This is a genomic window from Candidatus Blastococcus massiliensis AP3 (assembly GCF_000582785.1).
Lineage (GTDB): Bacteria > Actinomycetota > Actinomycetes > Mycobacteriales > Geodermatophilaceae > Blastococcus > Blastococcus massiliensis.
The window spans coordinates 1,676,983-1,695,613 of record NZ_HG931173.1; the positions used below are offsets into that span (position 1 = coordinate 1,676,983).

At 73.2% G+C, this 18,631-nt stretch carries 18 protein-coding genes; 10 read left to right on the forward strand and 8 right to left on the reverse strand.

The genetic code is table 11. The features are described from left to right. Positions 1-24 precede the first annotated feature (24 nt). The 3 genes from BN344_RS08260 to BN344_RS08270 all read left to right on the forward strand — a co-directional run bounded on the left by BN344_RS08260 (position 25) and on the right by BN344_RS08270 (position 2,101). The gene (locus BN344_RS08260; protein ID WP_231486592.1) at positions 25-762 is read left to right on the forward strand and encodes a sensor histidine kinase; all 738 of its coding nucleotides are present in this window, start codon (positions 25-27) and stop codon (positions 760-762) included. 107 nt (positions 763-869) lie between these two features. Then, positions 870-1,730 carry a manganese catalase gene (locus BN344_RS08265; protein ID WP_040337661.1) on the forward strand — a complete coding sequence of 287 codons (861 nt, stop codon included), beginning with the start codon at positions 870-872 and terminating at the stop codon, positions 1,728-1,730. Between the two features lie 107 nt (positions 1,731-1,837). After that, complete coding sequence (locus BN344_RS08270; protein WP_231486593.1) at positions 1,838-2,101, forward strand: hypothetical protein; 264 nt, start codon at positions 1,838-1,840, stop codon at positions 2,099-2,101. Positions 2,102-2,315: 214 nt separating this feature from the next. Here the strand turns inward: BN344_RS08270 and BN344_RS08275 are convergent, their stop codons facing one another. The 7 genes from BN344_RS08275 to BN344_RS21015 form a co-directional block, all read right to left on the reverse strand. Further along, positions 2,316-3,929, reverse strand: a complete 1,614-nt coding sequence (locus tag BN344_RS08275) for a solute symporter family protein (protein ID WP_040337662.1) — start codon at positions 3,927-3,929, stop codon at positions 2,316-2,318. Beyond that, complete coding sequence (locus BN344_RS08280; RefSeq protein WP_051515644.1) at positions 3,922-4,311, reverse strand: DUF485 domain-containing protein; 390 nt, start codon at positions 4,309-4,311, stop codon at positions 3,922-3,924. The genes BN344_RS08275 and BN344_RS08280 overlap by 8 nt, the downstream gene beginning before the upstream one ends. Positions 4,312-4,496: 185 nt before the next feature. Next, a complete protein-coding gene (locus tag BN344_RS08285; protein WP_040337663.1) occupies positions 4,497-6,017 on the reverse strand; it encodes a sodium/solute symporter in 1,521 nt (506 codons plus the stop codon). A gap of 13 nt (positions 6,018-6,030) precedes the next feature. After that, on the reverse strand, positions 6,031-6,405 hold the full coding sequence (locus BN344_RS08290) for a hypothetical protein (protein ID WP_040337664.1): 375 nt from the start codon (positions 6,403-6,405) through the stop codon (positions 6,031-6,033). 3 nt (positions 6,406-6,408) lie between these two features. Further along, positions 6,409-7,149: a LytR/AlgR family response regulator transcription factor gene (locus BN344_RS08295; RefSeq protein ID WP_040337665.1), complete on the reverse strand. Its 741-nt coding sequence runs from the start codon at positions 7,147-7,149 to the stop codon at positions 6,409-6,411. Then, positions 7,146-8,270 (reverse strand): sensor histidine kinase, encoded by a 1,125-nt coding sequence (locus BN344_RS08300; protein ID WP_040337666.1) that lies wholly within the window; start codon positions 8,268-8,270, stop codon positions 7,146-7,148. The genes BN344_RS08295 and BN344_RS08300 overlap by 4 nt, the downstream gene beginning before the upstream one ends. A 137-nt stretch (positions 8,271-8,407) precedes the next feature. Then, positions 8,408-8,542 (reverse strand): hypothetical protein, encoded by a 135-nt coding sequence (locus tag BN344_RS21015; protein WP_269319885.1) that lies wholly within the window; start codon positions 8,540-8,542, stop codon positions 8,408-8,410. 93 nt (positions 8,543-8,635) lie between these two features. Here BN344_RS21015 and BN344_RS08305 point away from each other — a divergent pair, with 93 nt between their 5' ends. From BN344_RS08305 to BN344_RS21020, 7 genes are all read left to right on the forward strand, one after another. After that, the gene (locus BN344_RS08305; RefSeq protein ID WP_040337667.1) at positions 8,636-9,826 is read left to right on the forward strand and encodes a sensor histidine kinase; all 1,191 of its coding nucleotides are present in this window, start codon (positions 8,636-8,638) and stop codon (positions 9,824-9,826) included. Further along, the gene (locus BN344_RS08310; protein WP_040337668.1) at positions 9,823-10,521 is read left to right on the forward strand and encodes a response regulator; all 699 of its coding nucleotides are present in this window, start codon (positions 9,823-9,825) and stop codon (positions 10,519-10,521) included. Before BN344_RS08305 ends, BN344_RS08310 begins: the two co-directional genes overlap by 4 nt. Positions 10,522-10,565: 44 nt before the next feature. Further along, positions 10,566-11,123, forward strand: a complete 558-nt coding sequence (locus tag BN344_RS08315; protein WP_040337669.1) for a GIY-YIG nuclease family protein — start codon at positions 10,566-10,568, stop codon at positions 11,121-11,123. A gap of 226 nt (positions 11,124-11,349) precedes the next feature. Next, the gene (locus BN344_RS08320; protein WP_231486594.1) at positions 11,350-12,120 is read left to right on the forward strand and encodes an ABC transporter ATP-binding protein; all 771 of its coding nucleotides are present in this window, start codon (positions 11,350-11,352) and stop codon (positions 12,118-12,120) included. 4 nt (positions 12,121-12,124) lie between these two features. After that, positions 12,125-14,596, forward strand: coding sequence for an ABC transporter permease (locus BN344_RS08325; protein ID WP_040337670.1), 2,472 nt, complete (start codon positions 12,125-12,127; stop codon positions 14,594-14,596). Between the two features lie 155 nt (positions 14,597-14,751). Further along, positions 14,752-15,966, forward strand: a complete 1,215-nt coding sequence (locus tag BN344_RS08330; RefSeq protein WP_040337671.1) for an MBL fold metallo-hydrolase — start codon at positions 14,752-14,754, stop codon at positions 15,964-15,966. A gap of 170 nt (positions 15,967-16,136) precedes the next feature. Beyond that, positions 16,137-17,687 (forward strand): GAF domain-containing protein, encoded by a 1,551-nt coding sequence (locus BN344_RS21020; RefSeq protein WP_040337672.1) that lies wholly within the window; start codon positions 16,137-16,139, stop codon positions 17,685-17,687. On the opposite strand, the gene BN344_RS08340 is transcribed toward BN344_RS21020, so the two are convergent. Then, complete coding sequence (locus BN344_RS08340; protein WP_040337673.1) at positions 17,684-18,538, reverse strand: Fpg/Nei family DNA glycosylase; 855 nt, start codon at positions 18,536-18,538, stop codon at positions 17,684-17,686. The genes BN344_RS21020 and BN344_RS08340 overlap by 4 nt on opposite strands. Between the last annotated feature and the right edge of the window lie 93 nt (positions 18,539-18,631).

Genomic DNA, 18,631 nt, shown 5'->3' on the forward strand with positions numbered 1-18,631 from the left:
GTCGCTGACCGGCTCCACCCTGGAATGCCCGTGACCCTCGCTGCTGACGCACCGATTCCGCACCCCGCCCGCGGGTTGCTCGCCGATCTGGCGCGGGTCCTGCGCGCCCACCTGCCCCGGCGCTCGTCGCGCGTCGACGCGGCGGACGAGCCCACTCCCGAGGACGCCGTCCTGCGCGCCCTGTGTCACGACATGCGCAGCCCGCTCGCCTCGCTGGAGGCGGCGCTCGGCTCGCTGGACGGGCCGCCGGACCGCGCGCGGGAACTGCTCGAGCTCGCCCGCGCCCAGACCGCGCAGCTCTCCTCCATGCTGCGCACCGCCGACGCCGCCGGAGGAGCGCTGCGCCGCACCGGTCCGCGACTGCTCCGCGACGTCGTCGCCGCCTCCGTGGGGGCCGCCGGGCTGCCGCGGAGGCTGCTCACGGTCGAGGTGCGCGACGGGGCAGGTGAGGTCCCCGTCGCCGACGCCCGCGTGCAGCGCATCCTCACGAACCTGCTGGAGAACGCCCACCGGCACGGGGAGGGCCGGCCGGTGCGCCTGGAGATCGGCCGGCGGACCGGATGGGTGCACCTCGCCCTGTCGCAGGCCGGCGTCCCCGTCGACCGGGTGGTGGGCCACCTCCGGCAGACCCGTCCGCCGCTGGACCTGACCGGGCTGGGGCTGTGGTCGGTGCAGCGGCAGACCCGCGAGCTCGGCGGCCGGCTGTCCTGGGTGGACGACGGGTCGGAGTTCACGCTCACCGTGTTCCTCCGGGATCGCTGAGGTTGGCACGCCTGGGCCAGGGGACGGCACGGGCGGGCCACGGTGCCCGGGCAGTTCCCCGGTGTCACCGCACCGGCGGTGGCGCGACGACGACCTGGGGAGAGCCCGTGTTCACGCACACCCACGCCCTGCAGTACGAGGCCAAGCCCGACGGTCCCGACCCGGACTTCGCCCGCAAGATGCAGGAGGTCCTCGGCGGTCAGTGGGGCGAGATGACCGTCGCCACCCAGTACCTGCTGCAGGGCTGGAACTGCCGCCTGCCCGGCAAGTACAAGGACCTGCTCCTCGCGATCGGCACCGAGGAGCTCGCCCACGTCGAGATGATCGTGACGATGATCGACCGGCTCCTCGACCACATCCCGCTCAAGCCGGACGCCGCCGACCGGAGCAAGGAAGCCGCCGCGGGCTACGGACAGCACAACCCGCAGCACGCGATCGTCAACGGAGCCGGCGCCTCCTACATCGACAGCATGGGCAACCCCTGGACCGGCGCCTACGTGACCGCCAGCGGCAACCTGTACGCCGACTTCATGTACAACGCCACGGCCGAGATGCAGGGTCGGCTGCAGGTGGCCCGGCTCTACAACATGACCGACGACCCGGGCGTGAAGGACATGCTGCGGTTCCTCGTCACCCGCGACCACTACCACCAGCAGCAGTGGCTGCACGCGCTCGAGGAGCTGAAGGAGGACGGCCTCGAAGGTGTGCCGGTGCCCGAGGCGTTCCCGCTCGAGGAGGAGGTCGGCGACCTGGGCTACACGTTCATCGACGCCTCCGACGGCCCCGACGCCGCATCCGGTCGCTGGGCCAGCGGCCCCTCGTACGACGGCCGTGCCACCTACGCGGCCCGCCCCATCGAGGCGACCGCCGATGCGCCGATCCTGCCCCCGGGCGACCCGCGGCTGTACCCGACGCCGCAGACCGACACGAAGAACATGCTCCAGAAGGCCAAGGACATGCTCACGTAGGCCTTCCGGGTCTGCTCCTCGTCCCACCGCGCCGTCGCCGCGCCGGCGACCGGACCGCCAGCCTTCCGGTCGCCGGCCGGCGGGGCGCCTCCCCCGGAGGTCCTGCCGTGCCCCTGCACCTTCCGCGCCTGCCCGTCCCGACGCTGCTGCTCTCCGTCGTCTATGCCGCGGCGATCGCCGTCGCGCTCGCGCATCCCGGGCAGCACGCCGTCGCCGGCCTCGTCGTCCTGGCCGGGCTGGTCGCCCGCTGGGCCGTGCGCAGCCGGCACTCCACGACCGCCCCGGTGGCGCTCGCCGTGCCCGACAGCGCGGAGACCGTCGACGCCGTCCGCACGCCGGAGACCGCCCCGGCTCCCGCAGCCGCCGCCTGACCCGCACCTCCCGTCGTCCACCGCGCGGCACACCACCACACCGCGAGGTCGGCCCCGCACGCGCGAGGCGCGCCGCCGTGCGGTGACGGCAGCCGTGCTGCAACGCGGCTTCGACGACGACACCGTGGCTCCGACGGCACGCCGCGGGGTACCGACGCCCAGAAGCGCACGAGGCGCGCGCCCCGCAGGGGACGCGCGCCTCGGCAGTGCCACCTCAGTGCTTGACGGCCTTCTCCGCCCCGATGCCGGTGAAGGCACGCACCTCGAGCTCGGCCCACTTGGCCTCGTCGGGCACGTCCTTCGAGATCTGCGTACCGAGCCAGCCCAGGAAGAACGAGGCCGGGATGGACACCAGGCCCGGGTTCTTCAACGGGAACCAGGCGAAGTCCACGCCGGGGAACATGGCCCCCTCCGCGCCGGAGACGACCGGCGAGAAGATGATCAGCCCGATGCAGATGATCAGCCCGCCGTAGATCGACCAGAGCGCGCCCTGGGTGGTGAACTTCTTCCAGAACAGCGTGTAGAGGATCGTCGGCAGGTTCGCCGAGGCGGCGACAGCGAAGGCGAGCGCCACCAGGAAGGCGATGTTGAGACCCGCCTGCAGCGCCAGGATGCCGCCGCCGATCGCCACCGCGCCGATCACGATGGCGGTGATCCGGGCGACCTTGACCTCTCCGTTGGGCGGGACGTTCCCCTTCTTGATCACCGAGGCGTAGACGTCGTGCGCGAACGAGGCCGACGCGGTGATCGTGAGACCGGCGACGACGGCGAGGATCGTGGCGAACGCGACGCCGGCGATGATGCCGAGCAGCACGGTGCCACCCAGTTCGAACGCGAGCAGCGGTGCCGCGGCGTTCTCACCCCCCGGTGCGGCCAGGATCGCCTCCGAACCCACCAGGGCGCCGGCGCCGTAGCCGATGACCAGGCTGAACAGGTAGAAGATGCCGATCAGCCAGATGGCCCAGACGACCGACTTGCGAGCGTCCTTCGCCGTGGGGACCGTGTAGAAGCGCATCAGCACGTGGGGCAGCCCGGCCGTGCCGAGGACGAGTGCCAGCCCGAGGCTGATGAAGTCCAGCTTCGTCGTCTCGCTGGCGCCGTACCGCCCGCCCGGGTTGAGCACCGACTCGCTGCCGGCGCTGTCGACGGCGCCGCCGAGCAGGGACGACAGGTTGAAGCCGTACTTGCCCAGCACCCAGACCGTCATGACAAAGGCGCCGGCGATGAGCAGCGTCGCCTTGATCATCTGCACGTAGGTGGTGCCCCGCATGCCACCGACGAGCACGTAGAAGATCATCAGCGCGCCCACCAGCGTCACCACCAGCGCCTCGGCCAGGTCACCGCTGACGCCCAGCAGCAGCGCGACGAGACCGCCGGCGCCGGCCATCTGCGCCAGCAGGTAGAACAGCGACACCGCCAGCGTGGAGAGAGCCGCGGCCGTACGCACCGGACCCTGGCGCATCCGGAACGCCAGGACGTCGGCCATCGTGAACCGAGCCGTGTTGCGCATCAGCTCGGCGACCAGAAGCAGCGCCACCAGCCAGGCCACGAGGAACCCGATGGAGTAGAGGAACCCGTCGTACCCGGCGACGGCGATGACGCCGGCGATGCCCAGGAAGGATGCGGCCGACAGGTAGTCGCCGGCGATCGCCAGGCCGTTCTGCGTGCCGGTGATGCTCCGACCGGCCGCGTAGAAGTCGGCGGCGCTCTTGTTGGTGCGGCTGGCCCGGAACGTGATGAACAACGTCACCACGACGAAGGCGCCGAAGATCGAGATGTTGATCGCCGGGCTGCCGACCGTGTCGTCGGCAGCGAGAAGGTCAACCACGCGTGGCTCCCCGGGTCGTGTCGGTGCCGGTGTGCCCCGGCGCGAAGTCGTGGGCCTCGAGGCGCTCGCGCATCTCATCGGCGATGGGGTCGGTGCGCCTGTTGGCGTGCGCCACGTACAGGTGCGTGATCACGAAGGTCGTCACGAACTGGGCCAGGCCCAGCAGGATGCCGACGTTGACGTCACCGAAGACCTTCGTGGACATGAAGTCGACCGCGTACGTGGAGAGCAGCACGTAGAGCAGGTACCAGGCCAGGAACGCGACCGTCATCGGGAAGGCGAAGCTGCGGAACCGCTTCTTGAGCTCGACGAACTCCGGTGAATCCTGGGCGGCGCGATATTCCTCGGGCGTCAGCAGACGCCGTTCCGTGGGATCGGTCAACGGGTGACCTCCTGGTCAGAGTGGGCAGGCTGTCCACGCGGAAATGTGAGCCCTGTCACGGTAGGAGTGGGCCCACGCCTCCACAGGAGGCCGAGCGGCTGCTGCGCCGAGCGGTCACCGGCAGTCGCCGTACGGCGGGTCCGGCGGGACGAGCGGTCGCCGCGCGAACCGTCGCGCCGGCCGGTTCAGCGGGGCGGGTTCCCGCGGTCGAGCTGCACCGACTCGGGGGTGTGCAGCCGCACCATCGTCCGGGCGGCGTGCCGCGGCACCCGCCGGGCCGTGGCCAGTGATCCGCCCACCATCGTGAGGAACGCCAGGGGGACCGTCCAGGCGGCGGGCTGGGCGAGCAGCGCGCCCGCCCAGCCCCCGGGGCCGAGACCCAGCAGGGTCGCCAGGACCGCACCCCCGGCGCAGCCCCCACCGACGAGCATCCCGGCGATCGCGCCCACGTCGGTGAGCCGGCGCCACCAGATCCCCAGCACCAGCAGGGGGCAGAGGGTGGAGGCGGCGAAGGCGAACGCCAGCCCGACGGCCTGGGCCACCCCCACCCCCTCGGTGAGGACGGCGAGGCCCAGCGGGACGAGCACGGCGACGACGGCGCCGGCCTGGAAGGCGCGCACCCCGCCGAACCGGCGGCCCATCACGTCCTGGCTGATCACCCCCGCCACGGCGACGGTCAGCCCGGAGGACGTGGAGAGGAACGCCGCGAACGCCCCCGCCGTCGTCAGCGCGGAGAGGAGCTCGCCACCGGTTCCGGCCAGCATCCGCGACGGCAGCTCCAGCACCACCGACTCCGCCCGGCCGCTCGCGACGAGGTCCGGCGCGTAGAGCCGGCCCAGGCCCCCGTACACCGGCGGCAGGAGGTAGAAGAGGCCGAGCAGGGCCAGGACGAACAGCGTCGTCCGGCGGGCCGCCGCCCCGTCGGGGTTGGTGTAGAAGCGGACCACGACGTGCGGCAGGCCCATCGTGCCGAGGAACGTCGCGATGATGATCGAGTAGGTCGTGTAGACCTCGTGCTCGGCGCCCGCGAGGGGGGACACCCACGAGTCCCCGCTCCCGCCCACGTCGGCCGAGGCAGGGGACACCGCGCCGTCGCCGAGCCAGATCGCGGCCATGAACAGCAGCGGGAACAGCAGCGCCGTCAGCTTCAGCCAGTACTGGAAGGCCTGGACGAAGGTGATGCTGCGCATGCCGCCGAACAGGACGTTGACGAGGACGACGGTGGCGACCAGCACGCCCCCCAGCCACGGCCCGGTACCGGTGGTCGAGGCCAGGGCCAGGCCGGCGCCCTGGAACTGCGGCATCAGGTAGAGCCAGCCGATGGCCACGACCAGCAGCGCGGACAGCCGGCGCACCCCGCGCGACTCCAGCCGGCTCTCCGCGAAGTCGGGCAGCGTGTAGGCCCCGGACCGGCGCAGCGGCGCGGCGACGAGGACCAGCAGCACGAGGTAGCCCGCCGTCCAGCCGACCGGGTACCACAGCATCTCCGTGCCGAAGGCGAGCACGAGACCCGCGACGCCGAGGAAGGACGCCGCGGAGAGGTACTCCCCGCCGATCGCCGACGCGTTGAGCCCCGGCCGCACCGTGCGCGAGGCGACGAAGAAGTCGCTGGTCGTGCGGGAGAACCGCCAGCCGTACGCGCCGACCGCCAGGGTGGCGACGAAGACCGCCGTGATGCCGAGGACGCTGTACCCGGCGGCGGTCATGCGCAGGCGGGGATCACGATCGGTCCAGCACGTCGGTGAAGGCACGCTCGTTGCGCTCGGCCGCGCGGACGTAGAGCCACCCCACGAGGAGCAGGAACGGGTAGACGGCGAACGCCAGCAGCAACCACGGGAGCGGTACGGCCAGCACCTCGATGTCGGAGAGGTCCGGGAAGAGCCAGAACACCAGCGGGATCCCGCCGACGAACACCGTCAGGGCCGTGAGCGCGAGCAGGGCGAGCCGGAGCTGCGAGCGCACCAGCGAGGACATGTACACCTCGCCGAGGCGGGTCTGGGCGTCGATCTCCCGGGCGGCGGGCACCCGCTGGGCCCGGGCGGCGCTCGTGCGGGGGCTGGTGACCCGCACCCGGCGGGGGGTGCTCTCCGACACCGGTCAGCCCCTGCCCGAGGTGCCCGGCCGCGCGCGGCGCACGAGGAGGTCACGCAACTCCCGGGTGTGCCGCCGGCTCACGCCGAGCTGCGTACCACCCACGACCACCGTGCACCGGCCGGCGTCCATCCGGACCTCCTGCACGTGCTGGAGGGCCACCAGCAGGGACCGGTGGATCCGCACGAAACCGGCGTCCTTCCACTCCTCCTCGAGGGTGGTCAGCGGCACGCGCACCAGATGGCTGCCCGACGCGGTGTGCAGCCTCGCGTAGTCACCCTGCGCCTCGACGTAGCCCACGCTGGACCGGGGCACGAAGCGGGTCACCCCGCCCAGCTCGACGGCGATGTCGTCGGCTGCCGACGGAGTGGCACCGGTCCGCGCCCCGACCACCCGGCGGACCGCCTCGGCCAGCCGGTCGTCGCGGACCGGCTTGAGGACGTAGTCCACGGCCCCGAGCTCGAAGGCGTCGACGGCGTGGTCGTCGTGGGCGGTCACGAAGACCACCGGCGGTGGCGTCCTGAACCGGGACAGCACCCGCGCCAGGTCGACCCCGCTGAGCCCCGGCATCCGGATGTCCAGGAAGACCGCGTCCACGCCCCGCTCCTGCAGGAGACGCAGCGCCTCGGTGGCCGAGTCGCAGGTCAGCACCGCCTCGATCCGCTCGTCCCGCTCGAGGAGCCAGCGCAGCTCCTCGAGGGCGGGTCGTTCGTCGTCGACCACGAGGACGGTCAGCCGGTCGGTCATGGGCGCACCCCCGGCGCGAACTTCGGAACCCGCACGAGAACCTTCGTACCCGCCGCCGGCGCCGTCTCGACGACGAGCCCGTAGTCGTCCCCGAAAGCGGTGCGCAGCCGGGCGTCGACGTTGCCCAGCCCCACCGAGTCCACCGAGACGTCGCCGGCCAGCGCCCGCCGGACCTTCTCCGGGTCCTCGCCCACGCCGTCGTCCTCCACCGAGATCAGGCACTCGCCAGCCTGGTCCGCGGCGATGATGGTCACCGTCCCGACGCCCGGCTTCCGCTCCAGCCCGTGCCGCACCGCGTTCTCCACCAGCGGCTGGAGGCAGAGGAACGGGACGGCGACCGGCAGGACCTCCTGCGCCACCCGGAGCGTGACCTGCAGCCGGTCGCCGAAGCGCGCCTTCTCCAGGACGAGGTACCGCTCGATGGACCGCAGCTCCTCTGCCAGCGTCGTGTACTCCCCGTGCCGGCTGAACGAGTACCGCGTGAAGTCGGCGAACTCCAGCAGCAGCTCGCGGGCCTGCTCGGGATCGGTGCGCACGAACGAGGCGATCGCGGTCAGCGAGTTGTAGATGAAGTGGGGGCTGATCTGCGCCCGCAGCGCCCTGACCTCGGCCTCCATCAGGCGGGTGCGCGACGCGTCGAGCTCGGCCAGCTCCAGGTTCCCCGACACCCAGTGCGCGACCTCCGTCACGGCCCGGACGAGACCGGCGGACGCCGACGAGGTGAAGGCCTGGAGCGTGCCGACCACCCGGTCCTCCACGACGAGCGGGCCGACCACGACCTGGCGCAGCCCGCAGCCGGGGTCCGAGCAGGGGAAGTCCTTGCGGTCGCGGACGACGGTGGTCCCGGACTCCAGGACGATGGCCGCCAGGGCCGCGGTGTCCCGCTCGTGGTGGCCGGACCGGCCGTCCCAGGCGAGGGTCGCCACGGTGTCGGTGAGCGCGACCGCCGGTACCCCGAGCAGGTCGCGCAGGTGCCGGCTCGCGCGCTCCGCCGACTCACTGGTCAGGCCCTGGCGCAGCTCGGGCGCGGTGAGGGACGCCGAGTGGAGGGTCCGGAAGGTCGCGTGCTCGGCCTCGGTCCCGAGGTGGCCGCGGCGCAGCCAGCGCAGTGCATCCCGCATCGACGGTCGGGGCGGCGCCCCAGCCTCCCTCCGCGCATCGCGCCCACCGTCCTCGCAGGAGGGTGAGCCAGCGCACCGTAGATCCTGGGAGCAGCCACACACCAGCCGGCACGACGACCCCCACCGCTCGAGTCCGGTCAGTTCGCCGGCAGCTGCGCTCCGCACTCCGCGCAGCGGGTGGGCGGGTCCTCCTCTGCCAGCCGACCGCACTCCGGGCACACCCGGCGCAGCCAGCAGGCCGGGTCGCCGCCCTCGTCGTCCCGCTCGGTCATGGGACCAGTCTCGCCCCGTCAGACCAGGGGCGGACACGGAGTTCCCCCCTGAGGACGACGAGAACCGCCGCGATCCTCCCTAGGCTCGACGCCGTGGAGAACCCCCTCGACCGCTCGAGCGGGCGGCTGCGTCGGCACCCGTTCGCCGTCGACGCGGTCCTGGCCGTCGGCGTCTGGTTCTTCACCGTCCTGCTGCCCGTGGACACCTACTGGCCGAACGAGGCGGCCGCGTTCCTGCTCGGCACGCTGCTCATCGTGCCGCTGGCCTGGCGGCGGCGCGCGCCGGTCGCCGCCGGCGCCGCGGTCGTAGCGGCGGGCCTGCTGGAACTCGTCTTCGCCCCCGACTTCCTGGTCGCGAACGTCGCGGTGCTGATGATGGTCTACGCGCTGGCCGCCTACGGCCCGCAGTGGGCGAGCCGGGGCGGCGTGGCGCTCGGGCTGGTCGGCGCGCTGCTCGCCGGGGCGGCGTTCTTCGGCTACGGCGCCGGCTTCCTCCCCACCTCGCTGGCCATCGGCGTCTCGGTCGTCGCCGCGTGGGCGCTGGGCGACCTGCGCCGGACCCGGGTGCAGCGGCTGACCGACCTCGAGGAGCGGGCCCGGTTGCTCGAGCTGGAGCGGGAGCAGGAGATGCGACTGGCCGCGTCCACGGAGCGGGCCCGCATCGCCCGCGAACTGCACGACGTCGTCGCCCATTCGCTGTCGGTGGTGATCGCGCAGGCCGACGGCGGGAGGTATGCCGGGAAGGCCGATCCGGAGGCGGCGACCGGTGCCCTGGAGGCGATCGCCACGACCGGCCGGCAGGCCCTGACCGACATGCGCTCGCTGCTGGGTGTCCTGCGCGAGGGCGGCGGCGAGGAGTACGCCCCTCAGCCCGACGTCGCCGCGATCCCGGCGCTGGTCGAGGACGTGCGGGCCAGCGGCCTGGACGTCGACCTCATCGTCGAGGGCCAGCCGCAGCCGCTCCCCGCGGGTCCGCAGCTGGCGGCCTACCGGATCGTGCAGGAGTCGCTGACGAACGTGCTCAAGCACGCCGGTCCGGCGTCGCGGGCGTGGGTGCGGCTGCAGTGGCGGCCGGACGCGCTGGAGCTGTCGGTGCTCGACGACGGCCGCGGCGCGTCGGCGGCCCTGGCCGCCCCGCACGGGGCCTCCCCGGACGGCGACGGCCAGGGGCTGCGCGGCATGCACGAGCGCGCCGTGTTGCACGGCGGGCGGCTCGAGGCCGGACCCCGCCATGGTGGCGGGTTCGGCGTGCACGCCGCCCTGCCCTACGGTTCGCGGCGATGAGCGAGCCGATCAGGGTGGTGCTGGTCGACGACCAGCAGATGGTGCGGGCCGGTTTCCGCATGGTCATCGACTCCCAGCCCGACCTGACCGTGGTGGGGGAGGCCGGCGACGGCGCGTCGGCCGTCCAGCTGCTGCGCGGCACCCCGGCCGACGTCGTCCTCATGGACATCCGCATGCCCGGCACCGACGGCATCGAGGCCACCCGGCAGGTCACCGCGCTGCCGGAGGCGCCGCGCGTGGTCGTGCTGACCACCTTCGACCTCGACGAGTACGTCGTCGCCGCCATCGGCGCCGGGGCCAGCGGCTTCCTGCTCAAGGACGCCCCGCCGGAGGAGATGCTCGCGGCCGTCCGCACCGTGCACGCCGGCGACTCGGTGATCGCGGCGTCCTCCACCCGGCGGCTGCTGCAGCACGTCGCCCCGATGCTGCGGGGCGCGCCGGCGTCGGCCCTCGGCGGTGGGGACGACGCCGCGCTGGCCGAGCTCACCCCGCGGGAGCGCGAGGTGCTGGTGCAGATGGCGCTCGGTGCCTCGAACACCGAGATCGCGCAGGCCTTCGTCGTCAGCGAGGCCACCGTGAAGACCCACGTCGGGCGGGTCCTGGCCAAGACCGGTTCCCGCGACCGCGTGCAGGCCGTCGTCCTCGCCTACCGGACCGGCCTGGTGCAGCCGGCCGACCTGCTCCGCGACGCCTAGCCAGCCGGTCCTGGATCCAGAGCCGACGCACATAGGGTTGCCATATGTCGACCGAGGGGCCGTTGGGTGATCTGGAGCCGCTGACGATACAACTGCAGGCCACGCTCACCGGCTATTTCGACCTCCGGGATGCTCGGTTCCGCGTGCGCCCCCCGTCCCCGAAACAACAGGTGGCGCCCGAGGTCCTGTCATTCCAGGACGATGATGGCGAAGCCGTTCCGGGCGTATATCTGATTGCATTGAACGCCATCGGCGAATACTACGTAGGGCAGACGAAGGCCCTTGGTCGTCGCATGCGAGAGCATGCCAGCAAGGCATTGAAGGTTCGAGATGCGCTGACGCGCGAGCGAGACGCCCAGAAATCGCAGGAGTACGCAGGAGCTGAACTCATCACCTTCATGGGTTCGTACTCCCTGCACACGCAGCACTCCTTCGATCAGGGCTCACGCAGGCCATTCCGACCGCTGGACCTCCATGATTTGCACGACCGACTCGCGCTGGAAGGCGCCGCACTGCGCGTCATGCGCAGCACGTTTTCGGGTGGCGCCGTATTGAACGCTCTGGACGACCGCGACGACGACGCCTGGCCCGTTGATTCCTGAGGGGGCGTTCACGCGTGTCGTGGTCGGAGTGCCCAGGTAGGCGCTTCGACTCCTCGCCACGATCGGGAACCCTGCCGCGGTTCTCCGACTGTGGGGGGACGGCGGGGTCCGACCGGGGGCGCACGGACGGCGTCGACGAGATCGCCTCCTGCTCCGACGCGGGAGGACGGGCCAGGGCGGGAGCGTGATCACCGTTGCCGCATCCCCCCTGCACCGGAGGTCCGAAGTGTCCGTCCCCGTCATGACCGTCCCCGGCGAGCCGCCCGCGCTCGCCACCGCCGCCGTCCGCGCCGCCGGGCTGCGCAAGACCTACGGCACCGGGGAGACGGCCGTCCACGCCCTCGCCGGCGTGGACGTCGCCTTCGCCGCCGGTGAGTTCACCGCGATCATGGGCCCCTCCGGCTCGGGCAAGTCCACGCTCATGCACTGCCTGGCCGGTCTCGACACCGCCACCGCGGGGGAGGTGTGGCTGGGCGACACCCCGCTCACCAGCCTCCGCGACGACCAGCTCACCACGCTGCGCCGCAAGCGGATCGGCTTCGTCTTCCAGGCGTTCAACCTGCTGCCGGTGCTCGACGCCCGCGAGAACATCGTGCTGCCCATGCAGCTGGGCGGCCTGCGCCCCGACCCGGCCTGGTTCGACGCCGTCATCGCCCGGCTCGGCCTGCGCGAGCGCCTGGGCCACCGCCCGCACGAGCTCTCCGGCGGCCAGCAGCAGCGCGTGGCCATCGCCCGCGCCCTGCTCCCCCGGCCCGACGTCGTCTTCGCCGACGAGCCCACCGGCAACCTGGACTCCCGCTCGGGCGCCGAGGTGCTGGGCCTGCTCCGCTCCAGCGTCAAGGAGACCGGGCAGACCGTCGTCATGGTCACCCACGACCCGTCCGCGGCCGCCTACGCCGACCGCGTCGTGCTGCTCGCCGACGGCCGGCTGGCCGGCGACCTGGCGAACCCGACCGCCGAGTCGGTGCTCGACGCGCTGCGCGGGCTGGGGGCCTGACCGGATGCGCACCGTCGTGCTCGCCCAGCTCCGCACCCACGCGGCGCGGCTGATCGCCTCCACCCTGGCCGTCGTCATCGCCGTGGGCTTCGTCGTCGCCACGCTCGTGCTCAACGCGACCTCCCGCACCACGGTCCTGGACACGGTCGGCGCCCGCTTCGTGGACGCCGCCGCCGTCGCCAGCACCACCTACGACCAGCCCTTCACCGACGACGACGTCGCCGCGCTCGCCGGCCTCGGGTCCGTCGGCGCCGTCGCCCCCTCCTACGAGACCGGCGTCCAGGCGTCGGTGCCCGGGCGTCCCGGGTCCCAGTACCTGATGGTCGAGTCGGTGGCCGGCGCGCCACAGCTGCGCTGGCAGGAGCTCTCCGCCGGCCGGCTCCCGCACGGTCCCGGGGAGGTCGCCGTCAGCGACCGCACCCGGGCCGAGGTGGGCGACGTCCTCAGCATCTCGAGCTACGACGACGAGGGCGAGGAGACGACGACGGAGGCCACCGTCACCGGCATCGTCGACCTGCGCGGCGACCCCGAGGCCGGCCTCTACGGCCGGGGCTTCGTCACCGAGGACCAGGCGCGCGCCTGGGGCGCCGTCGACCCGCTCCAGGTGCGGATCGCCGCCGGCCCCGGCTTCTCGGCCGAGCAGGTGCTCGGAGACGTCGGGGCCACGGTGAGCGGCGACGCCGTCGTGCGCACCGGCGAGGAGCAGGCCGAGAAGGCCGCCGCGGACCTGATGGGGAATGCCACCGCTCTGGCCGCGATCCTGCTGGTGTTCGGCACGGTCGCCGTCGTCGTCGCCGGGCTCGTCATCGCCAACACCTTCGCGGTCCTGCTCGCGCAGCGCACTCGCGAGCTGGCGCTGCTGCGCTGCGTCGGCGCCACCGCCCGGCAGGTCCGCCGCAGCGTGCTCGGCGAGGCGCTGGTCACCGGCCTGGTCTCCTCCGCCGTCGGCATCGCCGCCGGCATCGGGCTGGCGGCGCTGATCTCCGCGCTCGTGGGCGACAACTCCGCCATTCCGCTGTCCGGTGTCGCCGTACCGCTGTACAGCGTGCTGGTCGGGATGCTCGTGGGCACCGTCGTCACGGTGCTCGCGGCGCTGGCCCCGGCGCGGGCCGCCACCCGGGTCGCGCCCCTGGCCGCGCTGCGGCCGGTCGACGCCCCCCCGCTGCGCTCACGCCCGGGCCTGCTGCGCCTGGTCGCCGGGCTGCTGCTCGTGGTGCCCGGCGTCGCCCTGCTCGCCGCCGGCGTCCTCATGCCGGACGTGCTCGTCGCACTGCCCGGCGGGGTGCTCAGCTTCCTCGGCGTCGTGCTGCTCGCCCAGCGGGCGGTGCCGCCGGTCGTGGCGGGTGCGGGCCGGGTGGCCGGCCGCTTCGGTGGCGTCCCGGCCCGGCTGGCCGCGGGGAACGCCACTCGCAATCCGCGGCGCACCGCGGCGACGGCGACCGCGTTGCTCATCGGCGTGACCTTGACCAGCGCCTTCGTCGTCGGTGCCGCCTCGACCAAGGCCACCGCCCAGGAGGCGCTCGAGGCCGAGTTCCCCACCGACGTGCTCGTGCGCAACTACGACGCCCGACTCCCCACTGCGGTGAGCGGCGCCCTCCGCGAGGTCGACGGGGTGCAGCGCAGCGCCACCGTGCTCGGGGGCGACGTGACCGGTCCCGACGGCGAACCGGTGTTCGTGCACGGTGTCGACGTCGCCGAGGCCACGGCCGTGCTGCGGTCCACCGACCAGATCGACCTCCCCGGGACCGGCGTGGCCGTGCTGCCGGAGTGGATCGCCGACTCGTGGTCGGTGCAGGACGGCGGGTCGGTGACCCTGGCCGCCGACGACGGAGCGACGGTCACCCTGCAGGCGCAGGTCACCGGGCTCGAGCAGCCGCTGACGGTGGAGGCCGACGCGCTGCGCGCCCTGGTTCCCGACGCCGGAACCGCGGAGCTGTGGCTGCTGCTCGACGACGCCGCCCCGGACGCCCAGGTGGGCGTCGTCGACGAGATCACCGACGTCGTGGCCGAGGGGGATCCCGAGGCGCAGGTCACCGGCGTGGTCACCATGCGCGACCAGCTGAACGAGGTGCTCGACATCCTGCTGCTCGTCGTCACCGGGCTGCTCGCCGTGGCCGTCGTCATCGCCCTGATCGGCGTCGGCAACACCCTGGCCCTGTCGGTGGTGGAGCGGCGCCAGGAGAACGGGCTGCTGCGGGCGCTGGGCCTCACCCGGGGTCAGCTGCGCGGGCTGCTGGCCTGGGAGGCGGTGCTCGTCGCCGGTGTCGCCGCGGTGCTCGGAGTCCTGATCGGCGGCGCCTACGGACTGACCGGCGTGGCGTCGCTGCTCGGCAACGAGGCGGAGATCGTGCTCGACGTCCCGTGGCTGCAGGTGGGCGCGATCGTCGTCGTCGCCACCGTGGCGGGGCTGCTCGCCTCGGTGCTCCCCGCCCGCCGCGCCGCCCGCACCTCCCCGGTGGCCGCCATCGCCGCCTGACCCCTCCGCCACGATCAGGTCCCCTGATCCCCGAGCGTCCTCCCTCAGGTCCCACGGTGAGGGAGGACGCTCCACGATCAGGGAGCCTGATCCCAGCCGGGGGAGCGTCGTCCGGCTCACAGCGGTTCCCCACCGCCTGCTGGGATGCTGGAGCCGTGCCGTCCCGTCCGACCCGCCGTGCCACCGTCGCCGCCGCCGTCCTCGCCGGACCCGTGAGCTGGCTGACCGCTGCGGCCTGGGGCCTGCCGACGGCGGTCGGCGCGCACCGCCGCCGGTTGCGACCGGTGGTCGCCGGCTCGCCGCACTTCTCGGACGGCGCTTTCCACAACACGCTGCCCACCCCGGCGCTGGCCCCGGCCAACACCCGCGACGGCCTGCTCCGGCAGTGGCACGAGGAGCGGCACGTCGGCCTGCCGGGTGGGCCCATCCCGCTGGCGCGCACCGAGCTCCCGGCCGAGGCGGCCGAGCTGGCGGTCACCTGGTTCGGGCACGCCAGCGCGCTGCTGGAGGTCGACGGACGGCGGGTGCTGGTGGACCCGGTCTGGGGCCACCGCGTCTCCCCGTCGCCGGTGTTCGGACCCACCCGCCTGCACGAGCCGCCGATGCCGATCGAGGACCTGCCGCCGGTCGACGCCGTCCTCATCTCCCACGACCACTACGACCACCTCGACCTGCCGACGGTCCGCGCCCTGGTCAGGACGCAGGCGGCGCCGTTCGTCGTGCCCCTCGGCATCGGCGAGCACCTGCGCAAGTGGCGCGTGCCCGAGGAGCGCATCGTCGAACTGGACTGGGACGGCGAGCACACCGTCGACGGCCTCACGCTGACCTGCACCGAGGCACGGCACTTCTCCGGCCGCTACCTGCACCGCAACACCACGCTGTGGGCCTCGTGGGCGGTCACCGGTCCGCGGCACCGCGTGTACTTCGGCGGGGACACCGGCTACACCCCTGCGTTCGCCGGGATCGGGGCACGGCTGGGCCCGTTCGACCTGACCCTCCTGCCGATCGGCGCGTACAACGACGCGTGGCATGCGATCCACATGGACCCCGAGGAGGCGGTCCGCGCGCACGGCGACCTCGGCGGGGCGGTCCTGCTGCCCATCCACTGGGCGACGTTCAACCTCGCCTTCCACCGCTGGGCCGAGCCCGTGCAGCGGTTGCTGGCCGCCGCCGAGCAGCGGGGCAGGACGGTGGTCGTGCCGCAGCCGGGGGAACGGGTCGACGTCCTGGACCCGCCGCCGCTGCGGGACTGGTGGACGGCGGTCGGCTCGGCCGCGGACGGGCCTCCCGGAACCTCGTCGGCCGGGCTCGGCACCTCGGTGTTCACCCGGGTCCTGACCCGCCTGACCGCCCTGCTGCCGGGCGCCTGAGCGCCTGAGTGCGTGACGCACTTCACGCGGATCGAGGTGTGAAGCGGTCTTCTCTCACCGCAACTGCGTGCCGCACAACCACTACGGGTGTAGTCACGCCACTCTCGGCTCGTTCGCGCTGGTCAGCGCGCCGATGGGACAGCACTGACCACGAATCGAGGAGTCGCGCAATGCTGCAGTTCGGGCGTCGTACCGCTGTCGCGGAACCCACCGACGCGGCGCTGGAGGCGCAGGCCAACGCCGCTGCCGTCACCGCCGTCGTCACGGTGCTGGCGGAGGCACGGACCTCGGCAGAGGCCATCACCGGTGTCCTCGATCTGGTCCGCGAGCGCTTCGGCTGGGCCTACGGCTCCTACTGGCGGGTGGAGGACGACCGGGCGCTGCACTTCGTGCAGGAGTCCGGCGACGCCGGCCCGGAATTCCGGCAGGTCACGCTCGCCGCGTCCTTCCAGGAGGGCGTGGGCCTGTCCGGACGCGCGTGGCGGGCGCGGGACCTCGTCTTCGTCCCCGACATCGGTCAGGTGACCGACTGCGTGCGCGCACCGGTGGCCCAGCGCGTGGGCGTGCGCAGCGGCATCTGCTTCCTGCTCCTCGAGGACGGCCAGGTCACCGGGACCATGGACTTCTTCACCACCGAGACCCTGCAGCCCTCGGCCCAACGGCTGGAGACCCTCCGGGCGATCGGCCGGCTGGTGTCGCAGGCGCTGGAGCGGGTCCTCGTGTCCGAGCGCCAGGCCGAGACGGCCCAGGACATGGCGGCGGTCAACCAGGTCCTGCGGCAGGTCTCGACGGCGACCTCCCGCGAGGCGGCGATGACCGGGGCGCTGGACACCATCCGGGAGGGCTTCGGCTGGGCGTACGGCTCGTACTGGGCCGTCTCGGACGAGGACCGCACGCTGCGCTTCGTGCAGGAGTCGGGCACCGCCGGCCAGGAGTTCCGCGAGGTGACGCTCGCCGCCTCCTTCGCCGAGGGCGTGGGCCTGTCCGGACGCGCCTGGCGGGCCCGCGACCTGGTCTTCGTCGAGGACCTCGCCCAGGTGACCGACTGCGTGCGGGCACCCGCGGCGCAGCGCGCCGGCGTGAAGTCCGGCGTGTGCCTGCCGATCGTGGTCGGCGGCGAGGTCGTGGGCACCATGGACTTCTTCGCCACCACCGCCCTCACCCTCACACCGGGGCGGGAGGACGCACTGCGCAACACCGCCTTCCTCCTCGGCCAGGCGATGGAGCGGTTCGCGGCCGCCGACCGGCTGGAGCGGGCCGGCCGCGAACTGCTGGAGTCCATCACCGAGGTGGAGCGCAACGTGCTGTCGGCGACGTCGGTGGCCGGCGACGGCGAGCGGCTGGCCCAGGAGGCCAACGCCGAGGTCGCCGGGCCGGGCGAGTCCAGCGCCGACATCGGCAAGGTGGTCAAGACCATCCGGGGCATCGCCGACCAGACCAACCTGCTGGCGCTCAACGCCACCATCGAGGCCGCCCGCGCAGGTGAGGCGGGGCGTGGCTTCGCGGTCGTGGCCAACGAGGTCAAGGAACTCGCCGCGGAGACCGCGCGGGTCACGACGGACGTCGACGCCAAGGTCTCCGCGATCCAGGCGCAGGTGGACCGCGTGGTCTCGGCGCTGGCGGCGATCAGCGAGGCGGTGTCGAGCATCAATGCGACCCAGACGGTGATCAGCGGCGTGCTGACCGAGCAGGCCGCCGTGACCAGGGCGATCCTCGACTAGCGCAGGAGCTTGCTCATCCGCCGGTCGGCCAGGGGCTTGCCGCCGGTCTGGCAGGTCGCGCAGTACTGCAGCGAGGTGTCGGCGAAGCTGACCTCCCGGACGGTGTCGCCGCAGACGGGGCACGGCAGCCCGGTGCGCGCGTGCACCTGCAGGCCCGAGCGCTTCTCGCCCTTCATGGTGGCGGCCTTCTGGCCGAGCTGACGGTCCAGCGCCTCGGCCAGCGTCGTGCGCATCGCCTCGTAGAGACGGACCAGTTCGTCGTCGGAGAGCTTGTCGGCCATCTTGAACGGAGAGAGCCGCGCGGCGTGCAGGATCTCGTCCGAGTAGGCGTTGCCGACCCCGGCGAGCAGCGTCTGGTCGGTGAGCGCCCCCTTGAGCTGGCCGGAGCGGCCGGCCATCAGCCGGGCGAACGTGTCGCGGTCCACCTGCAGGGCGTCCGGTCCGAGCCGCGCGATCCCCGGCACCTCGGCCGGCGAGCGGACGACGTAGACGGCGAGCCCCTTGCGGGTCCCCTGCTCGGTGAGGTCGAACCCGTTGCCGTCATCCAGGTGCACCCGCAGCGCCAGTGGCCCCTTGCCCGGCTTCGGCGGGGCGGCGGGCAGGTTCTCCCGCCAGTGCAGCCACCCGGCCCGGGCCAGGTGGACGACGAGGTGCACGCCGGAGACGTCGAGGTCGAGGAACTTGCCGTGCCGGCCGGCCCCGGTGATCTCCAGACCGCCGAGCGCGGACAGCGGCGGGTCGAAGGTCTTGATCGCCTGCACGGAGGCGAGGTCGGCGCGGGTCAGCACGCGGCCGACGGCGTTCTCCCGCAGGAACCCCGCCAGCGCCTCCACCTCGGGCAACTCCGGCATCCGACCATGATCGCGCGGTTCGGCGCGCTACGCCGTCCCCGATCAGGGGACTTTCGGCGCCGAAAGTCCGTCAGGGGGCGGGCGGCGACGGAC